General features: G+C 70.6%; 16 protein-coding genes. 6 read left to right on the forward strand and 10 right to left on the reverse strand.

Annotated features, from left to right (window positions below):
* Positions 1-47: 47 nt before the first annotated feature.
* The 7 genes from SOM11_RS00630 to SOM11_RS00660 form a co-directional block, all read right to left on the reverse strand.
* The gene (locus SOM11_RS00630; protein ID WP_320476900.1) at positions 48-1,340 is read right to left on the reverse strand and encodes a thymidine phosphorylase; all 1,293 of its coding nucleotides are present in this window, start codon (positions 1,338-1,340) and stop codon (positions 48-50) included.
* 115 nt (positions 1,341-1,455) lie between these two features.
* Positions 1,456-1,875 carry a cytidine deaminase gene (locus SOM11_RS00635; RefSeq protein ID WP_308196149.1) on the reverse strand — a complete coding sequence of 140 codons (420 nt, stop codon included), beginning with the start codon at positions 1,873-1,875 and terminating at the stop codon, positions 1,456-1,458.
* Positions 1,872-3,161, reverse strand: a complete 1,290-nt coding sequence (locus tag SOM11_RS00640) for an ABC transporter permease (protein ID WP_192058579.1) — start codon at positions 3,159-3,161, stop codon at positions 1,872-1,874. Before SOM11_RS00640 ends, SOM11_RS00635 begins: the two co-directional genes overlap by 4 nt.
* On the reverse strand, positions 3,158-4,447 hold the full coding sequence (locus SOM11_RS00645) for an ABC transporter permease (RefSeq protein ID WP_192058582.1): 1,290 nt from the start codon (positions 4,445-4,447) through the stop codon (positions 3,158-3,160). Before SOM11_RS00645 ends, SOM11_RS00640 begins: the two co-directional genes overlap by 4 nt.
* Positions 4,444-5,964 carry an ABC transporter ATP-binding protein gene (locus SOM11_RS00650; RefSeq protein ID WP_320476901.1) on the reverse strand — a complete coding sequence of 507 codons (1,521 nt, stop codon included), beginning with the start codon at positions 5,962-5,964 and terminating at the stop codon, positions 4,444-4,446. The genes SOM11_RS00645 and SOM11_RS00650 overlap by 4 nt, the downstream gene beginning before the upstream one ends.
* Positions 5,965-6,119: 155 nt before the next feature.
* A complete protein-coding gene (locus SOM11_RS00655) occupies positions 6,120-7,208 on the reverse strand; it encodes a BMP family lipoprotein (RefSeq protein WP_192058586.1) in 1,089 nt (362 codons plus the stop codon).
* Between the two features lie 163 nt (positions 7,209-7,371).
* On the reverse strand, positions 7,372-8,490 hold the full coding sequence (locus SOM11_RS00660; protein ID WP_192058587.1) for a mannose-1-phosphate guanylyltransferase: 1,119 nt from the start codon (positions 8,488-8,490) through the stop codon (positions 7,372-7,374).
* Positions 8,491-8,668: 178 nt separating this feature from the next.
* Here SOM11_RS00660 and SOM11_RS00665 point away from each other — a divergent pair, with 178 nt between their 5' ends.
* From SOM11_RS00665 to SOM11_RS00685, 5 genes are all read left to right on the forward strand, one after another.
* Positions 8,669-9,853, forward strand: a complete 1,185-nt coding sequence (locus SOM11_RS00665) for a glycosyltransferase family 1 protein (protein ID WP_320476902.1) — start codon at positions 8,669-8,671, stop codon at positions 9,851-9,853.
* 133 nt (positions 9,854-9,986) lie between these two features.
* Complete coding sequence (gene sdhC / locus SOM11_RS00670) at positions 9,987-10,439, forward strand: succinate dehydrogenase, cytochrome b556 subunit (RefSeq protein ID WP_192058591.1); 453 nt, start codon at positions 9,987-9,989, stop codon at positions 10,437-10,439.
* A gap of 4 nt (positions 10,440-10,443) precedes the next feature.
* The gene (gene sdhD / locus SOM11_RS00675; protein WP_192058593.1) at positions 10,444-10,887 is read left to right on the forward strand and encodes a succinate dehydrogenase, hydrophobic membrane anchor protein; all 444 of its coding nucleotides are present in this window, start codon (positions 10,444-10,446) and stop codon (positions 10,885-10,887) included.
* A gap of 63 nt (positions 10,888-10,950) precedes the next feature.
* Positions 10,951-12,759 carry a succinate dehydrogenase flavoprotein subunit gene (sdhA, locus tag SOM11_RS00680; protein WP_192058595.1) on the forward strand — a complete coding sequence of 603 codons (1,809 nt, stop codon included), beginning with the start codon at positions 10,951-10,953 and terminating at the stop codon, positions 12,757-12,759.
* Position 12,760: 1 nt separating this feature from the next.
* Entirely contained in the window at positions 12,761-13,516 is a 756-nt protein-coding gene (locus tag SOM11_RS00685; protein WP_192058597.1) for a succinate dehydrogenase iron-sulfur subunit, read from the forward strand.
* Positions 13,517-13,618: 102 nt separating this feature from the next.
* On the opposite strand, the gene SOM11_RS00690 is transcribed toward SOM11_RS00685, so the two are convergent.
* A complete protein-coding gene (locus SOM11_RS00690) occupies positions 13,619-13,975 on the reverse strand; it encodes a hypothetical protein (protein ID WP_192058600.1) in 357 nt (118 codons plus the stop codon).
* Entirely contained in the window at positions 13,956-15,173 is a 1,218-nt protein-coding gene (locus SOM11_RS00695; protein WP_320476903.1) for a DUF6177 family protein, read from the reverse strand. Before SOM11_RS00695 ends, SOM11_RS00690 begins: the two co-directional genes overlap by 20 nt.
* 136 nt (positions 15,174-15,309) lie before the next feature.
* On the opposite strand from SOM11_RS00695, the gene SOM11_RS00700 reads away from it, so the two are divergent.
* Positions 15,310-15,762, forward strand: a complete 453-nt coding sequence (locus tag SOM11_RS00700) for a hypothetical protein (RefSeq protein WP_320476904.1) — start codon at positions 15,310-15,312, stop codon at positions 15,760-15,762.
* Positions 15,763-15,877: 115 nt separating this feature from the next.
* On the opposite strand, the gene ptsP is transcribed toward SOM11_RS00700, so the two are convergent.
* The gene (ptsP, locus tag SOM11_RS00705; protein WP_320476905.1) at positions 15,878-17,533 is read right to left on the reverse strand and encodes a phosphoenolpyruvate--protein phosphotransferase; all 1,656 of its coding nucleotides are present in this window, start codon (positions 17,531-17,533) and stop codon (positions 15,878-15,880) included.
* Positions 17,534-17,595 lie beyond the last annotated feature (62 nt).

Consider the following 17,595-nt stretch of genomic DNA (forward strand, 5'->3'; position numbering starts at 1 on the left):
CGGCTCAATCTACTCGCGCCCGCGACCGCGGATCTGGACGCCGCCTGCTACGCGATGCGCTCCGCGACGATGCGGCGCGCAGCCGGCGCCTCGTCGCCGATCGCCCAGCCGCCCTGGACGGCCTCGAGGGCGCGGTCGAACCGCTCCGGCTCGTCGGTGTGCAGGGTGAAGAGCGGCTGCCCCGCCACGACGGCGTCGCCGGGCTTGGCGTGCAGCTCGATGCCGGCCGCGGCCTGCACCGGGTCCTGCTTGCGCGCCCGCCCCGCACCGAGCCGCCAGGCCGCGATGCCGAACGGCAGGGCGTGCTGCTCGGTGAGGAACCCGGAGCGCTCGGCGGTCACGACCTGGGTCTCGCGGGCGGTCGGCAGCTCGGCGTCGGGGTCCCCGCCCTGTGCTCGGATCATGCGGTTCCAGGCGTCCATGGCGCGCCCGTCGTCGAGGGCGGCCTCGACGTCGGCGTCGGGCAGACCCGCCGACGCGAGCATCTCGTGCGCGAGGGCGACCGTCAGCTCGCGGATGTCGGCGGGTCCCCCGCCGGCGAGGGTCTCGACCGATTCGCGCACCTCGAGCGCGTTCCCGATGGTGAGACCGAGCGGGACGTTCATGTCGGTGAGCAGCGCGGTCGTGGCCACGCCGGCGTCCGTTCCGAGGTCGACCATGGTGCGGGCGAGCAGACGCGACTGGTCGATGTCCTGGATGAACGCCCCCGAGCCGAACTTCACGTCGAGCACGAGCGCGGCGGTGCCCTCGGCGATCTTCTTGCTCATGATCGACGACGCGATCAGCGGGATGGCCTCGACCGTGCCCGTGATGTCGCGCAGGGCGTAGAGCTTGCCATCGGCGGGCGCGAGCCCCGAACCGGCCGCGCAGACGACCGCGCCGCTGTCGGCCATGATCTCGCGCATCCGGTCGTTCGAGATCGACGCCTGCCAGCCGGGGATCGACTCGAGCTTGTCGAGGGTGCCGCCCGTGTGACCGAGGCCGCGACCCGAGAGCTGCGGCACGGCGACGCCGAACGAGGCCACGAGCGGAGCGAGCGGCAGCGTGATCTTGTCGCCCACTCCCCCGGTCGAGTGCTTGTCGACGGTGGTCTTGCCCAGACCCGCGAAGTCCATGGTCTCGCCGCTGCGGATCATGGCGAGGGTCATGTCGCGGATCTCGCGGCGCTCCATCCCGTTCAGGAAGATCGCCATCGTCATCGCGGCCATCTGCTCGTCGCCGACGTAGCCCCGGGTGTACGCGTCGATCAGCCAGTCGATCTGGGCGGTGCTGAGCTCGCCCGACCCGCGCTTGACGCGGATGAGGTCGACGGTGTCGAACGGTTCGACGATGCTGGCCATGATTCTCCTTCGGTGCTGGCGGCTCCCCGGATCCGGTGGCGCGCCTCCGGAATGATGTCAGAACGACGGGAGGAGCAGGGCACCGAGGAGGCGCGGGTCGCCCCGCGCGGTCTGGTTACGGTCGCGAGTCCCTGAACTCGTCGAGCTGGCGGGGCCCGAACGCGTCGGGGATGACCTCGTCGATGGTCTTGAAGCCCGAGACGGTGTCGAGCACCATCGAGGCGTCGGAGTGCTCGTAGAGCAGCTGACGGCATCTGCCGCACGGCATGAGCACGTCGCCGTTCCCGTCGACGCAGGCGAAGGCCACGAGGCGCCCGCCGCCCGACATGATCAGATCGCTGACCAGCGAGCACTCGGCGCAGAGCGTGATGCCGTACGAGGCGTTCTCGACGTTGCACCCCGACACGAGTCGCCCGTCGGTGGTCAGCGCGGCCGCACCCACCGGGAACTTCGAGTACGGGACGTACGCCTTGGCCATCGCCGAACGGGCGGCGTCGCGGAGCGCGGCCCAGTCGGTGCTCTCGACGACGCTCACGACTTGATGTAGGGCTTGCCGGACGCCGCCGGACCCCTGGACTGCCCGACGAGACCGGCGACGGCGAAGATGGTCACGATGTACGGCAGCATCAGCATGAACTCGCTCGGGACCGGCGAGCCGATGGCGCCGAGCACGTTCTGCAGATTGCTCGCGAAGCCGAAGAGGAGGGCGGCGAGAGTGGCCCGGATCGGATCCCAGCGACCGAAGATGACCGCGGCCAGCGCGATGAAGCCGGCTCCCGCCGTCATCTCCTTCTGGAAGTTGCCCAGCGAGCCGAGCGTGAAGTACGCGCCGCCGAGCCCCGCGATGGCCCCTGCCAGCGAGACGTTCCAGAACCGCGTCGCGTTGACCTTGATGCCGACGGTGTCGGCGGCCTGCGGGTGCTCGCCGACCGAGCGGAGGCGCAGACCCCAGCGGGTGCGGAACAGACCGTAGAACACCAGCGCGATGGCGATGTACATCAGGTACACGATGATCGTCTGGCGGAAGAACACCGGCCCGACGATCGGGATCTGACTGAGCACCGGGATGTCCAGCTGCGGGAACCGCACACCGCGGCTCAGCGACTCGGAGCGCGCCAGCACCTGCGAGTACAGGAAGCTCGTCAGACCCGTCACCAGGACGTTGAGCACGACGCCGACGATGACCTGGTCGACGATGTAGCGGATGCTGAAGACGGCCAGCACCATCGAGACGAGCACGCCGGCGACCATGGCGCCGACGAGACCGACGTACGCCGATCCGGTCGCCGAGGCGACGAGGGCCGACACGAAGGCGCCGGCCAGCAGCTGGCCCTCGATGGCGACGTTCACGACGCCCACCCGCTCGGAGATGACTCCGCCGAGGGCTCCGAAGATGAGCGGGGTGCTGAGCGCCAGTGCGCCGAGCAGCAGGCCGGGCACGGGGATCGTCGCGCCGGCGCTCGTCCAGGTGAGGAAGGCGACCAGGAAGAGCACGCCGAAGACGGCGACCAGCCAGATCGGCACGCGCTGCGCCCGGACGACCAGGGCGACCGACGCCGCCGTGAGGAGCGCGAGCACGATCGAGAGCACGAGACCCGTGGCGGCCGAGGGCAGAACCGCGTCGGGCAGGGCGAAGAAGTCGCGCGCCGTGGCGAGTCGGAACGTGCTCGAACCGTCGCGTCCGAAGCCGACGAAGAGGACGAAGGCGATCACCGTGAAGATGGCGAACGCGATGGGGGCCTTGTAGCTGCGGCTCACCGCACGGGCCAGATCGGGCGACGCGGCGGCGGGTGCCGCGGTGTCGGGACTGAGGGTGCTCACTTGGTGACCACCGCCTCCTTGGTCGAGGCCTTGCGCACGGGACGGGCGCCCGGGGCCGGCAGACGGAAGATGCTGCGGACGAGCGGCGGGGCCGCCACGAACAGCACGATGAGGGACTGCACGACGAGCACGATGTCGATCGGCACGCCGTTGGCCGCCTGCATCGAGTATCCGCCCGCTTTGAGGGCGCCGAACAGGATGCCGGCCGCGAAGACGCCCCAGGGGCGCGAACGACCGAGGAGCGCGACGGTGATGGCGTCGAAGCCGATCCCGGCGTCGATGCCCGACGTGAAGCCCGAGGTGAGCGTGCCGAGCACCTGCGTCGACCCGGCGACACCGGCCAGCGCACCCGAGATGAGCATCGCGTAGAGGTAGATGTTCTTGACGTTCATGCCGGCGGTGCGGGCCGCGTGCGGGTTCTCGCCCACCGCCCGGAACCGGAATCCGAGCGTCGACCGGTTGATCAGCCACCAGACGGCGGCCGTGATCGCGATCACGAGGATGAAACCCCAGTTCAGCCCGTAGCTCGGACCGAACAGATCGGGCAGGATCGCCGTCTCGAGGGTCGCGGGCGACTTCGGGTTGTTGCTGCCGGGGGCCTGGAGCAGACCCTGCGTGCGGAGCATGAACGCCAGCAGGTAGAAGGCGATGTAGTTCAGCATGATCGTCAGGATCACCTCGTGGGCGCCGGTGCGGGCCTTGAGGAGACCGACGATGCCGCCCCACAGGGCACCGGCGGCGATGCCCGCAGCGAGGGCCAGGGGCAGGTGCAGAGCGAGCGGGAGGTGGAACGAGAAGCCCACCCAGCCGGCCGCGGCGGACGCCATCAGCATCTGACCGCGGGCGCCGATGTTGAACAGCCCGACCCGGAACGCGACGGCGACCCCGAGCCCGGCGGCGATCAGGGGCACGGCGTAGTTCAGGGTCTCGGTCAGCGGCCGGATCCCGTTGGCGAAGCCGTCGACCCGGAAGTTGTACACCGCACCCTGGAACAGCGACGAGTACGACCCGCCGACCGCCGACCCGAAGGCCTGGAGGAAGTCCGTCGGGCGCGAGAAGAAGTAGCCCATCGTGCTCTGGACGTCCTGATCGGTGAAGCCGATCAGGAGACCCGAGACGATCAGGGCGAGCACGACGGCGAGCACCGAGATCGCGGCGTTGCCGGTCGTGAGCTCCCTCAGGAGGCGCGACCCGCGCGAGTCGCCGCCCTCGGCGCCGGCACCGGGCGTGGCGCCAGGCGTGCTCGGGGGCGTCGTGCCCGACGTCGTGGTGGTGGCGTCGCTCACGCTGCCTGCTCCGTTCCGTGCGGCATCTCGCCGGCCATCATGAGCCCCAGAACCTCGCGGGGCGTGTTCGCCGGCACGATGCCGACGATCGTTCCGCGGTACATCACCGCGATGCGGTCGGCCAGTGCGGCGACCTCGTCGAGCTCGGTCGAGACGACGATCACGGGGACGCCGCGATCGCGCGTCTCGACGATGCGCTTGTGGACGAACTCGATCGAACCGACGTCGATCCCCCGGGTGGGCTGCGCGGCGACGAACAGTCGCAGATCGCGGCTGAGTTCGCGCGCCAGGACGACCTTCTGCTGGTTGCCGCCCGAGAGGCGACCCGCGGGAGTCGCGATGCCCTGGGTGCGGATGTCGAACTCGCGCACCTTCTCGACTGCGAAGGCGGCGAGCTGCGCGAGCTTCAGCGAGCCGCGCTTCACGAACGGACCGGACTGCGAGCGGTCGAGCATGAGGTTCTCGGCGACGGTGAACTCGCCGACGAGGCCGTCCTGGTTGCGATCCTCCGGGACGAAGCCGACACCGGCGTCGAGCACCTGGCGGACGCTGCGCCCCGTGATGTCGTTGCCGTCGAGCGACACGCGGCCCTCGACCCGGGGCTGCAGACCGAGGATGGCCTCGGTCAGCTCGGTCTGGCCGTTGCCCTGCACGCCGGCGATCGCGAGGATCTCGCCGCGGCGGACCTCGAACGAGACGTCGTCGACGACGACCTGCCCGATGGGGTCGACGACACGGAGGTTCTCGACCACGAGAGCCGCGTCGCCGGGCTCGGCCGGGGTTTTCTGCACGGTCAGCTCGACGGCGCGACCGACCATGAGCGAGGCCAGCTCGGCGTTCGAGGCGCTCGGCTCGGCCTCGCCGACGACCTGGCCGAGACGGATGACCGTGATGCGGGTCGCGACCTCGCGGACCTCGCGCAGCTTGTGGGTGATGAAGACGATGGCCGTGCCCGCGTCGCGCAGCTGACGCATGATGACCATGAGCTCGTCGGTCTCCTGCGGGGTGAGCACTGCGGTCGGCTCGTCGAAGACGAGCACCTTGGCGTCGCGCGACAGGGCCTTGATGATCTCGACCCGCTGCTGCACGCCGACGGGGAGCTCCTCGACGAGCGCGTCGGGGTCGACGTCGAAGCCGAAGCGGCTGCTGATCTCGCGGACCTTCGCCCGGGCGGCTGCCAGGTCGAGCAGACCGCCGGCCTTCGTCTGCTCGTGGCCGAGCATGACGTTCTCGGCCACGGTGAACACGGGGACGAGCATGAAGTGCTGGTGGACCATGCCGATGCCCGCGGCCATCGCGTCGCCGGGGCCTGCGAAGTCCTGGACGACGTCGTCCAGGAGGATGTCGCCCTCGTCGGCCTGGTACAGGCCGTAGAGGACGTTCATCAGAGTCGACTTGCCGGCACCGTTCTCGCCGAGCAGGCAGTGGATCTCGCCCGGCTCGACCGTCAGGCTGATGTGGTCGTTGGCGGTGAGTGCGCCGAAGCGCTTCGTGATGCCCCGCAGTTCGAGCTTCATCTCAGGTGTCTACCTCGGGTCGGGTGATGGGTAGGGCGCCGGTGCACGTCGGGTCGGCGTGCGGCCGGAGGCGTTGCGAGGGCCGGGAGCGACGGGGTGACCGTCGCTCCCGGCCCTGGGTCAGTCGATGCTAATCGATGACGGGTGGTGCGTCGTTACTCGGTGAGGGCGGAAGGCGACTCGACCTCGATCGAACCGTCGATGATGCCGGCCTCGATGTCGTCCAGCTCGTCCTGCAGGCCGGAGTCGACCTGGTCCTCGTAGTCGTGGAACGGCGCGATGCCGACGCCGTCGTTCTCGAGCGTGCCGACGTAGGGCTCGTTCGTGAAGTCGCCGGAGGCGGCCTGGCTGGTGACGTCGTCGGTCGCCTGCTTGATGCCCTTGAGCACGGAGGTCAGGAACAGGTCGCTGTTGGCGCTGTCCGTCTCGTAGGTGTCGCTGTCGGCGCCGATCAGCACGATCTCGTCGCCCGAATCGCGGATCGCCTCGGCGGCGCTCTGGTAGATCGGTCCGCCGACGGGCAGGATCACATCGGCGCCCTGCTCGATCAGCGTCTGGGCGCTCTGCTTCGCGACCGTGCCGGCCTCGAACCCGCCCGTGAAGGTGCCGGTCTGGCTCGCGACGTCCCAGCCGACCGTCTTGACGTCGGCGTCCTTCTGCTCGTTGTAGTACTCGACGCCGTCCGCGAAGCCGTCCATGAAGATGGTGACGGTCGGGAACTGCATGCCGCCGAAGGTGCCGACGGTGCCGGTCTTCGTGAAGCTGGCCGCCGCGTAGCCCGCGAGGAACGCCGCCTCCGAGGTGTTGAAGGTGATGGGACGGACGTTCTCGGCGTCGTTCGCCGCGTCGTCGATCGTCGCGTAGTCGATGTCGGGGTTCGCCGCCGCCGCCGTGCCGGTCGCGTCGGAGAGCGCGAAGCCGACCGTGACGATCAGGTTGCAGCCCTGCGAGGCGAGGTTGGTGAGGTTGGCGTCGTAGACGGTCTCGTCGGCGGACTCGACGGTCTTCGGGGTCGCACCGATCTCCTCCGCGGCCTCGGTCAGGCCTTCGAAGCCGAGCTGGTTGAACGACTTGTCGTCGAACCCGCCGGCGTCGGACACCATGCAGGGGACGAAGTCGCTCGAGGCGCCGTTCGACGAGCCGCCCTCGGACTCTTCGGGAGCCGAGGCACAGCCGGCCAGGATCGCCGCGGTGCCGAACAGGGCGATACCGCTGAGCACGGCCTTGCGCGCAGTTGTAGTCAAGTTGTCCTCCAAGATGCAGCCCGGCAGCTGAGCCGGGCACGTATGGCTGTCAGGTTACTCATTGCGACGAGCGCTCACGGCCGTCCCGATGGAGTGATGCCGTCCCGTTACACAAGCGGGACCGGCGCGAAACGAAGACGAAACGAAGCGACGCCGCGATGGGTCAGAGGACGTCGCTGCGACCGCTGAGCTTCAGGGCGTCGACGACGGACTTGACCCGCTGGGCGTTGGCCGTCGTCGTGACGAGCAGGGCGTCGGGGGTGTCGACGACGATGATGTCGTTCACGCCGATCAGCGAGATCAGCCGATCGCTGCCGGCGACGACGATGCCGCTCGACGCGTCGGCGAGCACCCGGGCGTTCTCGCCCAGGATCGCCAGGTCGCTCTTGCGCCCGCCGGAGTGCAGCTTGGCGATCGAGGCGAAGTCGCCCACGTCGTCCCAGTCGAAGTCGCCGGGCACGACCGCCAGCCGCCCGGCCGCCGCGGCGGGCTCGGCCACCGTGTAGTCGATCGCGATCTTCTCGAGGGCGGGCCAGACGGCGTCGACGACGGCGCCACGCCGCGGGGTGTCCCAGGCCTCGGCGAGCTCCTCGATGCCGGCGAGCAGAGCGGGATCCGTCTGACCGAGCTGCTCGAGGAGGCGGTCGGCGCGTGCGATGAACATGCCCCCGTTCCAGAGGTAGTCGCCCCCGGCGACGTACGCCTCGGCGGTCTCGAGGTCGGGCTTCTCGACGAACGACTCGACCATGCGCGCGGACGGCGCGCCCTCGACGGCGAGCGGCCCGCCGACGTGGATGTAGCCGAAGCCGATGGCCGGCTCGGTCGGCGTGATGCCGATCGTGGCGATGTACCCGTCGTCGGCGACGACGATGGCCTCGCGGACGGCGCGCGCGAAGCCGCGGGTGTCGGCGATCACGTGATCGGCGGCGAACGAGCCGACGATCACGTCGGGCTCGCGGCGTCGGAGGATGGCGGCCGCGAGTCCGATGGCGGCCGTGCTGTCTTTCGGCTCGCTCTCGAGCACGACGTTGTGGTCTTCGAGGTCGGGCAGCTGGCGCTCGACCGCGGCGCGGTGCGCCCGGCCGGTGACGACCATGATGCGCTGCTCGCCGTTGAGCGGCGCGAGGCGGTCCCAGGTGCCGCGCAGCAGGGTCGAGCCGCTGCCGGTGAGGTCGTGCAGGAACTTCGGGGCGTCGGCGCGGCTCAGGGGCCAGAGCCGTGAGCCGATCCCGCCGGCCGGAATGATGCTGTAGAACCGGTCGAGGCTGCTCTGGGTCGTCATCCCCCCACCCTACTGAGGGCACCGCGCCGGGCCGCGCCGTCGGCCGCCGGTGGACGACGCGGCCACCCGTCCGCTCACCCGGGCGTTCACGCAGCCGCCATCCGTCGGCCACGGCGTCGAGACGAGGACGACACGTCGCGGCGTCAGCCTGGGCTCACCGCGAGCCGAGGAGCACCGTTTGAGAGTCGTCGTCGTGACCGAGAGCTTCCTCCCGACCGTGAACGGGGTCACGACCAGCGTGCTCCGCGTGCTCGACCATCTCACCGCCCGGGGTCACGAGGCCCTGATCATCGCCCCCGCCGGTCGCGGGCACGACTCGTACGCCGGGTTCCCCGTCCACCGGGTGCCGTCGGTGGCCTACCGGCAGTTCCCGGTGGGGCTGCCCAACCCCCTCGTCGCCGGCGCCATCGCGGCCTTCGCACCCGACGTGGTGCACGCTGCGTCGCCGTTCCTCCTCGGGGCCCAGGCCATCTCCGCGGCAGCGCGTCTCGGCGTCCCCAGCGTCGCCGTCTTCCAGACCGACGTGGCGCGGTACGCCTCGACCTCCGGGCTCGGGGCGACCGCCGCCTCCTTGGCCTGGCGTCTCGTCCGACGGATCCACGAGCAGGCGACGCTGACCCTCGTGCCGTCGACCGCCTCCCGGCGAGACCTCGAGGCCGTGGGCGTCCGCCGCCTGGCGACCTGGGGACGAGGCGTCGACTCGGTCCGGTACCACCCCAACAACCGGCACTCGCCCGAGGCCGCGGCGTTCCGGGCCGGGCTGGCCCGCCCCGACGAGGTCGTCGTCGGCTACGTCGGGCGCCTCGCGGCCGAGAAGGAGCTCGACCGGCTCGCCGCCCTGCGCGGCCTCGACGGAATGCGTCTGGCCGTCATCGGCGGAGGCCCGAGCCTCCCCGGGCTGCGCCGTCGCCTCCGCCACCTCGACCCGGTCTTCACGGGACCGCTGCACGGCTCCGAGCTCGCCACGGCCTACGCCGCGCTCGACGTCTTCGTGCACACGGGCACGACCGAGACCTTCGGTCAGACGGTGCAGGAGGCGCACGCCAGCGGACTGCCGGTCGTCGCACCGGCCGCGGGCGGGCCCCTCGACCTGGTGCGGCACGGTGTGGACGGCTACCTCGTCGACCCCCGACACGACCACTCGCTCCGCCGAGCCGTGCGCCGCCTCGTCGAGGAGCCCGAGCTGCGCGCCCGATTCGGCGAGGCGGGGAGGCGCGCCGTCGTCGGCCGCACCTGGGAGCGCCTCGGCGACGAGCTGCTGGACCACTACGCCGACGCCCGCCGATCGGTGCACGCGCCCCTGCCCGCGGCCCTCCGACGCGCCGCTCCCGACCGTGATCGCGGTGTCTCGACATCGAACTAGTTAGGCGGGCCTTGGCGGCGCCGCGACGGGCCTCGAACATAGACTGAGGGCGTTCTGAGAACACACACGGCGGACACGGCTGTCCTCTCCCGATGACAGCCCGACCCGCCCCAGTCCGCGAGGAGGGCCGCTCATGGCCGAGCAGTCGACGGAGACCCTGCCCCCACCGGCAGGCCGACGGGGAGCACCCGAGATCGGCGCGCCACGCGGCAAGAACCGGCTGGCGGGCACGCTCTACCGTGGTCGCGAGGGCATGTGGTCGTGGGTCCTTCACCGCATCACCGGTGTCAGCATCTACTTCTTCCTGCTGGTGCACATCCTCGACACGGCCCTCGTGCGGATCAGCCCCGAGGCGTACAACGCCGTCATCGGCACGTACAAGAACCCGATCATGGGGCTCGGCGAGACGGCGCTCGTGGCGGCGATCCTGTTCCACGCGCTCAACGGCCTCCGCATCATCCTCATCGACTTCTGGGGACCCGGCACCAAGCACCAGCGACTCCTCTTCTGGATCGTCATCGGCGTGGCCGTCGTCCTCTTCGCGGGCTTCGCCCCCCGCCACCTCATGAACGTCTTCTCGGAGTAGCACGATGACCACCGAAACCATCGAGGCCCCCCGCTCGGCCCGACCCGCCTCGCGCAGCAGCAACCTCGAGAAGTGGGGCTGGATCTACATGCGGGCGAGCGGCGTCGTCCTCGTCGTCCTCATCTTCGGCCACCTCTTCATCAACCTGCTGGCGGCGGAGGGCGGCATCAAGGCCATCGACTTCGCCTTCGTCGCCGGCAAGTGGGCGTCGCCGTTCTGGCAGGTCTACGACACCCTCCTGCTCTGGCTGGCCCTGATCCACGGCTCGAACGGCATGCGGACGATCGTCAACGACTACGTGTCGAAACCCGCCGTCCGCAAGGTGCTGCTGGGCGCCCTGCTCGTCTCGGCCGTGGTGCTGCTGACCCTCGGCACCCTCGTCATCTACACGTTCGATCCGTGCCCGGCCGGCGCCCCCGCCGACCTGCTGCCCTCGATCTGCTCGTAGGCGACCGGCCCGACCCGCGCCTCCTCAGCCCCACGCCCGCACCACATACCGACGGAAAGCACCGTGACCACACCTTCTCCCGCTCCTGAGAGCACCGTCGTCGACGGCATCCACTACCACCAGCACGACATCGTCATCGTCGGAGCAGGAGGCGCGGGGATGCGAGCGGCCATCGAGGCCGGTCCGAACGCCAGCACCGCCGTCATCTCGAAGCTCTACCCGACGCGGTCGCACACGGGCGCCGCTCAGGGCGGAATGGCCGCGGCCCTCGCCAACGTCGAGGACGACAACTGGGAGTGGCACACCTTCGACACCGTCAAGGGCGGCGACTACCTCGTCGACCAGGACGCCGCGGAGATCCTGGCGAAGGAGGCCATCGACGCCGTCCTCGACCTCGAGAACATGGGTCTGCCCTTCAACCGGACCCCCGAGGGCAAGATCGACCAGCGTCGTTTCGGCGGCCACACGGCCGAGCACGGCAAGAATCCCGTCCGTCGGGCCTGCTACGCCGCCGACCGCACGGGTCACATGATCCTCCAGACGCTGTACCAGAACTGCGTCAAGCACGGCATCAACTTCTTCAACGAGTTCTACGTGCTCGACCTGATCATGGGCGAGATCGACGGCGAGGAGCGCCCCGCCGGCGTCATCGCCTACGAGCTGGCGACGGGTGACCTGCACGTGTTCCAGGGCAAGGCCGTCATCTTCGCGACCGGCGGCTTCGGCAAGATCTACAAGACGACGTCGAACGCCCACACTCTCACCGGCGACGGCGTCGGCATCATCTGGCGCAAGGGCCTCCCCCTGGAGGACATGGAGTTCTTCCAGTTCCACCCGACCGGTCTCGCCGGGCTCGGCATCCTGCTCAGCGAGGCGGCCCGAGGCGAGGGCGCCATCCTCCGCAACAGCGAGGGCGAGCGCTTCATGGAGCGCTACGCACCGACGATCAAAGACCTCGCACCGCGCGACATCGTCGCCCGGTGCATGGCCACCGAGATCCGCGAAGGACGCGGCGGCGGCCCGCACAAGGACTACGTCTACCTCGACATCACCCACCTCGACCCCGCGGTGATCGATGCGAAGCTGCCCGACATCACCGAGTTCGCCCGCACCTACCTCGGTGTCGAGCCGTACACCGAGCCCGTGCCCGTGCTGCCCACGGCGCACTACGCGATGGGTGGCATCCCCACCAACGTCAAGGCGGAGGTGCTGCGCGACAACACCACCGTCGTGCCCGGTCTCTACGCCGCGGGCGAATGCGCCTGCGTCAGCGTCCACGGCTCGAACCGACTCGGCACCAACTCCCTGCTCGACATCAACGTCTTCGGCAAGCGCGCCGGGAACAACGCCGTCGAGTTCGTGAAGGACGCGCCGTTCGTGCCGCTCCCCGACGACCCGGCGGGCTTCGTCCGCGGGCTCGTCGCCGACGTCCGCGCCGCGACCGGCACCGAGCGCATCGCCACGCTGCGGAAAGAGCTGCAGGACAGCATGGACCGCAACGCCCAGGTGTTCCGCACCGAAGAGACCCTCGACGAGGTGACCCACGTCATCGCCGATCTGCGTGAGCGGTTCAAGAACATCAGCGTGCAAGACAAGGGCAAGCGGTTCAACACCGACCTGCTCGAGGCGATCGAGCTCGGGTTCCTGCTCGACCTCGCCGAGGTCGTCGTCTACTCGGCCCGGTCGCGACAGGAGAGCCGCGGCGGGCACTTCCGAGAGGACTACCCGACGCGCGACGACGAGAACTGGCTCGTGCACACCATGGCCTATCTGACGGGCGACCCCCACTCGTCGCTCGCCGGCGACCACATCCGCCTCGACACGAAGCCCGTCGTGATCACGAACTACCAGCCGATGGAACGGAAGTACTGACATGAGCACCGCAGTCCTCGAGAACTCCCCCGCAGGGGCCGACGCGATCCCGACGTTCACCGCCACGCTCATCATCCGACGCTTCGACCCCGAGGTCGACTCCGAGCCGCGCTGGCAGGACTTCGACGTCGAGGTGCTGCCCACCGACCGGGTGCTCGACGCCCTGCACCAGATCAAGTGGGAGCAGGACGGCTCGCTGACCTTCCGCCGCTCGTGCGCCCACGGCATCTGCGGCTCGGACGCCATGCGGATCAACGGCCGCAACCGTCTCGCCTGCAAGACCCTGATCAAAGACCTCGACGTGACGCAGCCGATCTACGTCGAGGCCATCAAGGGCCTGCCCCTCGAGAAGGACCTCGTCGTCGACATGGAGCCGTTCTTCCAGTCGTACCGCGAGATCCAGCCGTTCCTGATGGCCTCATCGAAGCCCGAGAAGGAGCGCATCCAGAGCGCCACCCAGCGTGCGCGGTTCGACGACACCACCAAGTGCATCCTCTGCGCGGCCTGCACGTCGAGCTGCCCCGTCTTCTGGACGGACGGGCAGTACTTCGGCCCGGCCGCGATCGTGAACGCGCACCGGTTCATCTTCGACTCCCGCGACGAGGGCGCTCAGGTCCGTCTCGACATCCTCAACGACAAGGAGGGCGTGTGGCGGTGCCGCACGACCTTCAACTGCACCGAGGCGTGCCCCCGCGGCATCCAGGTGACCCAGGCGATCGCCGAGGTCAAGCAGGCCGTGCTGCGAGGTCGCGCCTAGTCGCGAAAGACACGCGGATGAGAGGCGCCGGGCTGTCGAGCCCGGCGCCTCTCGTGCATCCGAGACGCGCCGTCGGTCGGCGGGCGCACGGTGCGGGGCCGTTCAGTCGTCTTCGACGATGCAGACGGCGTCCAGAGCGAGAGCCAGCCGGAGCGCGACCGACACACCGGCTTCGCCGTCCTCACCGAGCGGCGCGATGGCATCGACCCAGAACACCGGGAGGCGCACCTCCGGCGGATCGGTCAGCAGGCGCTCGATCTCACCCGACGTGTTCAGCTCCTGGGCGCCGTAGACGGTCAGCAGAGCGCGGCCTCCGCGGGCGAAGACCTGATGGGCGGTCGCGCCGTCGATGGGGCGGACCCCGTACGACTCGTCGACCGCGTGCGCGGCGCTCGCGAGATCGAGCCCGTCGGGAGCCTGAGGACTCAGGATGGTGATCTCACGAGGCACTGTCGTCACGCCCCTCCTCCATGTCGCCAGCTTCGGAACCCTTCGCGTCGCCCTGCACCCTGCTCTCGTCGAGGAGGTCGAACTCGTCGAGGTCCTCCTCCCACGCCTGCAGGAGGGGCGGCGAGACCAGGGTGGCGAGACGCTCCGGCCCCACGGCCTCGAGGGTCTGATGCAGTGCGTCCCACCCGGGCGTGCTGGCGTCACCGAGCGGCACCACGAAGGCCGGCAGGCTCGGGCGGCCTACGACCCGGACCGTCTCGCCGGTCGGCAACGCGGTCAGGTCGAGCCCGAGACGCTTGACGGACGGCGCTCCGATGAGCAGTGCGACCGGGTTGGGCGGCGGGTAGGTGACGGCGCAGACGCAGCGATCCACCTCGCCCTCCCGTGCGACCACGAGGGCGAAGGTCGGCAGGCTGTCCCGGGCGATGTCGGCGAGGGCGCCGGTCAGCCGGTCGATGCCCGCGTCGAGGGATTCTCCGTCGGCGGGGTGGACGACGTCGACCGTGATCGACATCGTCTCCTCCGTCCCGTGCTCGGTGACCCGGGCGGTGACGGTGGCCGACAGATGCGGGCCCTCGACGAGCATGCGGAGGGGCTCCGGCGCGGCATGGCGGGCGTGCTGGGTGAGAGCCCATCGATCCCAGGCGGACAGCATCGGCTCGGTGACGCCCCACGAGACGGGGAGCGAACCGGACACAGCCTGCGAGATGGTCTCGAGCGCGCCTCCCAGGCTCATGTCGTGGGCGGGGAGGTGGAGGACCGTGAGATCGATCGTCAGCTGCACCCTGGTGTCGACGGCCGGACCGATCTCGGGGAACTCGACCTTCTCGACGCCGAGCTCTTCCACGGGGATGCCGGCGTCGTCGACGGCGCCGTACGGACGACCGGTCAGGCCGTCTCGCAGATCTCCTCGGTCGTCGTGGACGACCCAGGCGGCACCCGCCTCGACGAGCGCCGACCGGAGACCGACCGTCAGACGGGAGCGCTCGCTCGATACGAGCACGACCCGCCGTCGGTGCCTGCGACGCCGGAGCAGATCGGCCATGGGAGGGCTGAGGCGGAGGACCCGGCCCCGACCGTCGACTCGGACGACGCGCGCCGTAACGGCGTCGACGAGCGGATGTCGAATAGGGGTGCCCACCCGTCCAGTGTGCTCCGCGGGCGCCGGTCGGGTCCGTTCGGACCCGGACTCGCAGGCGGCGTCCATGCAGCGGACGGGAAGTCCCCCCGTGCGAGGGGCCTCGCGGCGACGGTGGGCACCTAAGCTGGTGAGAGCTCCTCACGGGACGTCGTCGACGCCCGCGTCGGCGCCGACCACGACCCCGAACGAGAGGCCGCGACCCATGGACGTCACCCGCCAGCAGCAGTTGCAGAACGACATCGCCGCGACATTCGCCGAGTCGCTCGCCGGTCATGACTGGGCGGAGGCGACGTTGTTCCTGCTCGAGGTCGGCTCGACGTCGCGCGTGTGGGTCGACGCGCTCGACGCCGCCGGCGGCGCGAAGCAGGGCCTGAGCATCCCCGACGTCGCCGCCGCGGGCTCGCGCCTCCGCGAGGTGATGGCCGACCCCGAGAAGGGCGCATGGTTCTCGTTCGCCCTGACGCTGACCAGCGACGGGTCGTTCACGGCACGCTTCACCCTCGACCGTCGCGTCTACGACAACCCGGCGTCCCCGTTCGAGCCGGGTCCGGCCGGCGAGGTGCCGTCCGATGCCGACTACGCGGCCGACCTCGAGCGCTTCCCCCGCAGCGCGAAGTACCGTCCGACGTGGGCACCCGCCGTCGCAGGCAGCTGAGCGGATGACCTCGGCACGGGGCCGGTGAGTTCGCGGCGGGTCGGTGCGCAGCCCGTCGGACGGCAGCCGGACGGGCCGTGAGCCGATCGGACCCCGGCCCGACCGGCCCGCTCGACTACAGGCCTGCGGCGACCGCCTCGGCGGCCTCGCGCGCGCCCGGCGCCGTCGTCGCATCGATCGCAGCCGCCGCCAGGGCGCGCGCCTGCTCGATCGTGTACTTCGACAGCTCGAGGCGGACGTCGGCCAGGGCGGCCGGGGTCATCGACAGCGTCGTGGCCCCCAGTCCGACGAGCACGACGGCGAGCAGCGGGTCGGCCGCCGCCTCGCCGCAGATGCCCACGGGCTTGCCCGCGGTCGCCCCGGCGTCGCCGAGAGCCCGGACCAGGCGGAGCACGGCGGGGTGCCACGGGTCCTGATACGACGCGACCGAGCCGAGCATGCGGTCGGCTGCGAGCGTGTACTGCGTCAGGTCGTTGGTCCCGATGCTGACGAAGTCGGCGGTGCGGAGCACCTGGTCGGCCAGCACCGCGAGCGAGGGCACCTCGGCCATGACCCCGACGGTCTTGAGTCCGAGCTCGCGACCGAGGGAGACGAAGTACTCGGTCTCCTCGGCGTCGCTCACCATCGGCGCCATGACCCAGAGGTCGGCCGTCGTGGCCGCCTGGGCCTCGGCGAGCGCGGTGAGCTGATCGCGGAGGATCTGCTCCTTCACGCGGAGGGCGCGGAGCCCCCGGAGCCCGAGGGCGGGGTTCTCCTCGTGGGCGTCGTTCAAGAAGCTCAGCGGCTTGTCGGCACCGGCGTCGAGCGCGCGGACGACCACCTTCTTGCCGGGGAACGCCTCGAGCAGCGCCGTGTAGCTGGCGGTCTGACTCTCGACGGTCGGGGCGGTGGACGACCCGAGGAAGAGGAACTCGGTGCGGAACAGGCCGACGCCCTCGGCCCCGAGCTCGACGGCGCCGCCGGCCTCGTCGGGCGAGCCGAGGTTGGCCAGGAGGGGCACGGCGTGGCCGTCTGCGAGGGCGCCGTCGGTCAGCGGGGCGGCTGCTGCGGCGCGGCGGTCGGCGATGCGCTGCTCCGCCTGGGCGATCTCGTCGGCTGCGGGGTCGACGGTCACGACGCCCGTGGCCGCGTCGGCGACCACCACGGTGCCGTCGACGAGGTCGAGGGCTCCGGTGACGCCGACGATGGCGGGGATCGACTTCGAGCGGGCCAGGATGGCCGTGTGCGAGGTCGGTCCGCCGTCGCGGGTGATCAGTGCGAGCACCTTGTCGAGGTCGAGGAGGGCTGTGTCGGCGGGCGCGAGGTCGGGCGCGACGAGCACGAAGGGGGTGTCGCTCTCGGGGACGCCGGGCGCCGCGACTCCGCGGAGGGATGCGATGACGCGCTGGGCGACGTCGCCGAGGTCGGTGGCGCGCTCGGCCATGTAGCCGCCCATGCCGACGAGCATCTCCTGGAAGGCCGCGAAGGCCTCGAACACGGCCCGCTCGCCCGTCGCGCCGTCGGCGATGCGCTGCTGGACGTCGTCGGAGAGCGTGGGGTCTTCGGCCATGAGCGCCTGGGCGTCGAGGACGTCCTTCGCCTCGCCGCCGGCCTTCTCGCCCCGTGCCGACAGATCGGCGGCGACCGAGCGGAGCGCCCGGGTGACGTCGGCGAACTCGGCGTCCGCCTCGGCGGTCCGCTTGTCGCTGCTCGGCTCGGGCAGCGGATCCGGCATCCGGAGGATCGGGCCGACGGCCACTCCGCGTCCGACGCCAACGCCCTGTAGTGCCACTGTGAGACCTCTTCGTTTCGGTGAGTTCGGATGCCGGGCACGGGCGGTGACCCTGTGCCGCG

Origin of the sequence: Frigoribacterium sp. CFBP9029 (assembly GCF_034045305.1) — a bacterium.
In the GTDB taxonomy this organism is placed as follows: domain Bacteria; phylum Actinomycetota; class Actinomycetes; order Actinomycetales; family Microbacteriaceae; genus Frigoribacterium.

What these genes read in the sequence shown, in the direction of transcription:
- SOM11_RS00700 (WP_320476904.1), top strand. Translation starts at nt 15,310, where the DNA reads ATGGACGTCACCCGCCAGCAGCAGTTGCAGAACGACATCGCCGCGACA.
- sdhD (WP_192058593.1), top strand. Translation starts at nt 10,444, where the DNA reads ATGACCACCGAAACCATCGAGGCCCCCCGCTCGGCCCGACCCGCCTCG.
- SOM11_RS00630 (WP_320476900.1), bottom strand. Translation starts at nt 1,340, where the DNA reads ATGGCCAGCATCGTCGAACCGTTCGACACCGTCGACCTCATCCGCGTC.
- SOM11_RS00650 (WP_320476901.1), bottom strand. Translation starts at nt 5,964, where the DNA reads ATGAAGCTCGAACTGCGGGGCATCACGAAGCGCTTCGGCGCACTCACC.
- SOM11_RS00685 (WP_192058597.1), top strand. Translation starts at nt 12,761, where the DNA reads ATGAGCACCGCAGTCCTCGAGAACTCCCCCGCAGGGGCCGACGCGATC.
- sdhC (WP_192058591.1), top strand. Translation starts at nt 9,987, where the DNA reads ATGGCCGAGCAGTCGACGGAGACCCTGCCCCCACCGGCAGGCCGACGG.
- SOM11_RS00695 (WP_320476903.1), bottom strand. Translation starts at nt 15,173, where the DNA reads ATGGACGCCGCCTGCGAGTCCGGGTCCGAACGGACCCGACCGGCGCCC.
- SOM11_RS00660 (WP_192058587.1), bottom strand. Translation starts at nt 8,490, where the DNA reads ATGACGACCCAGAGCAGCCTCGACCGGTTCTACAGCATCATTCCGGCC.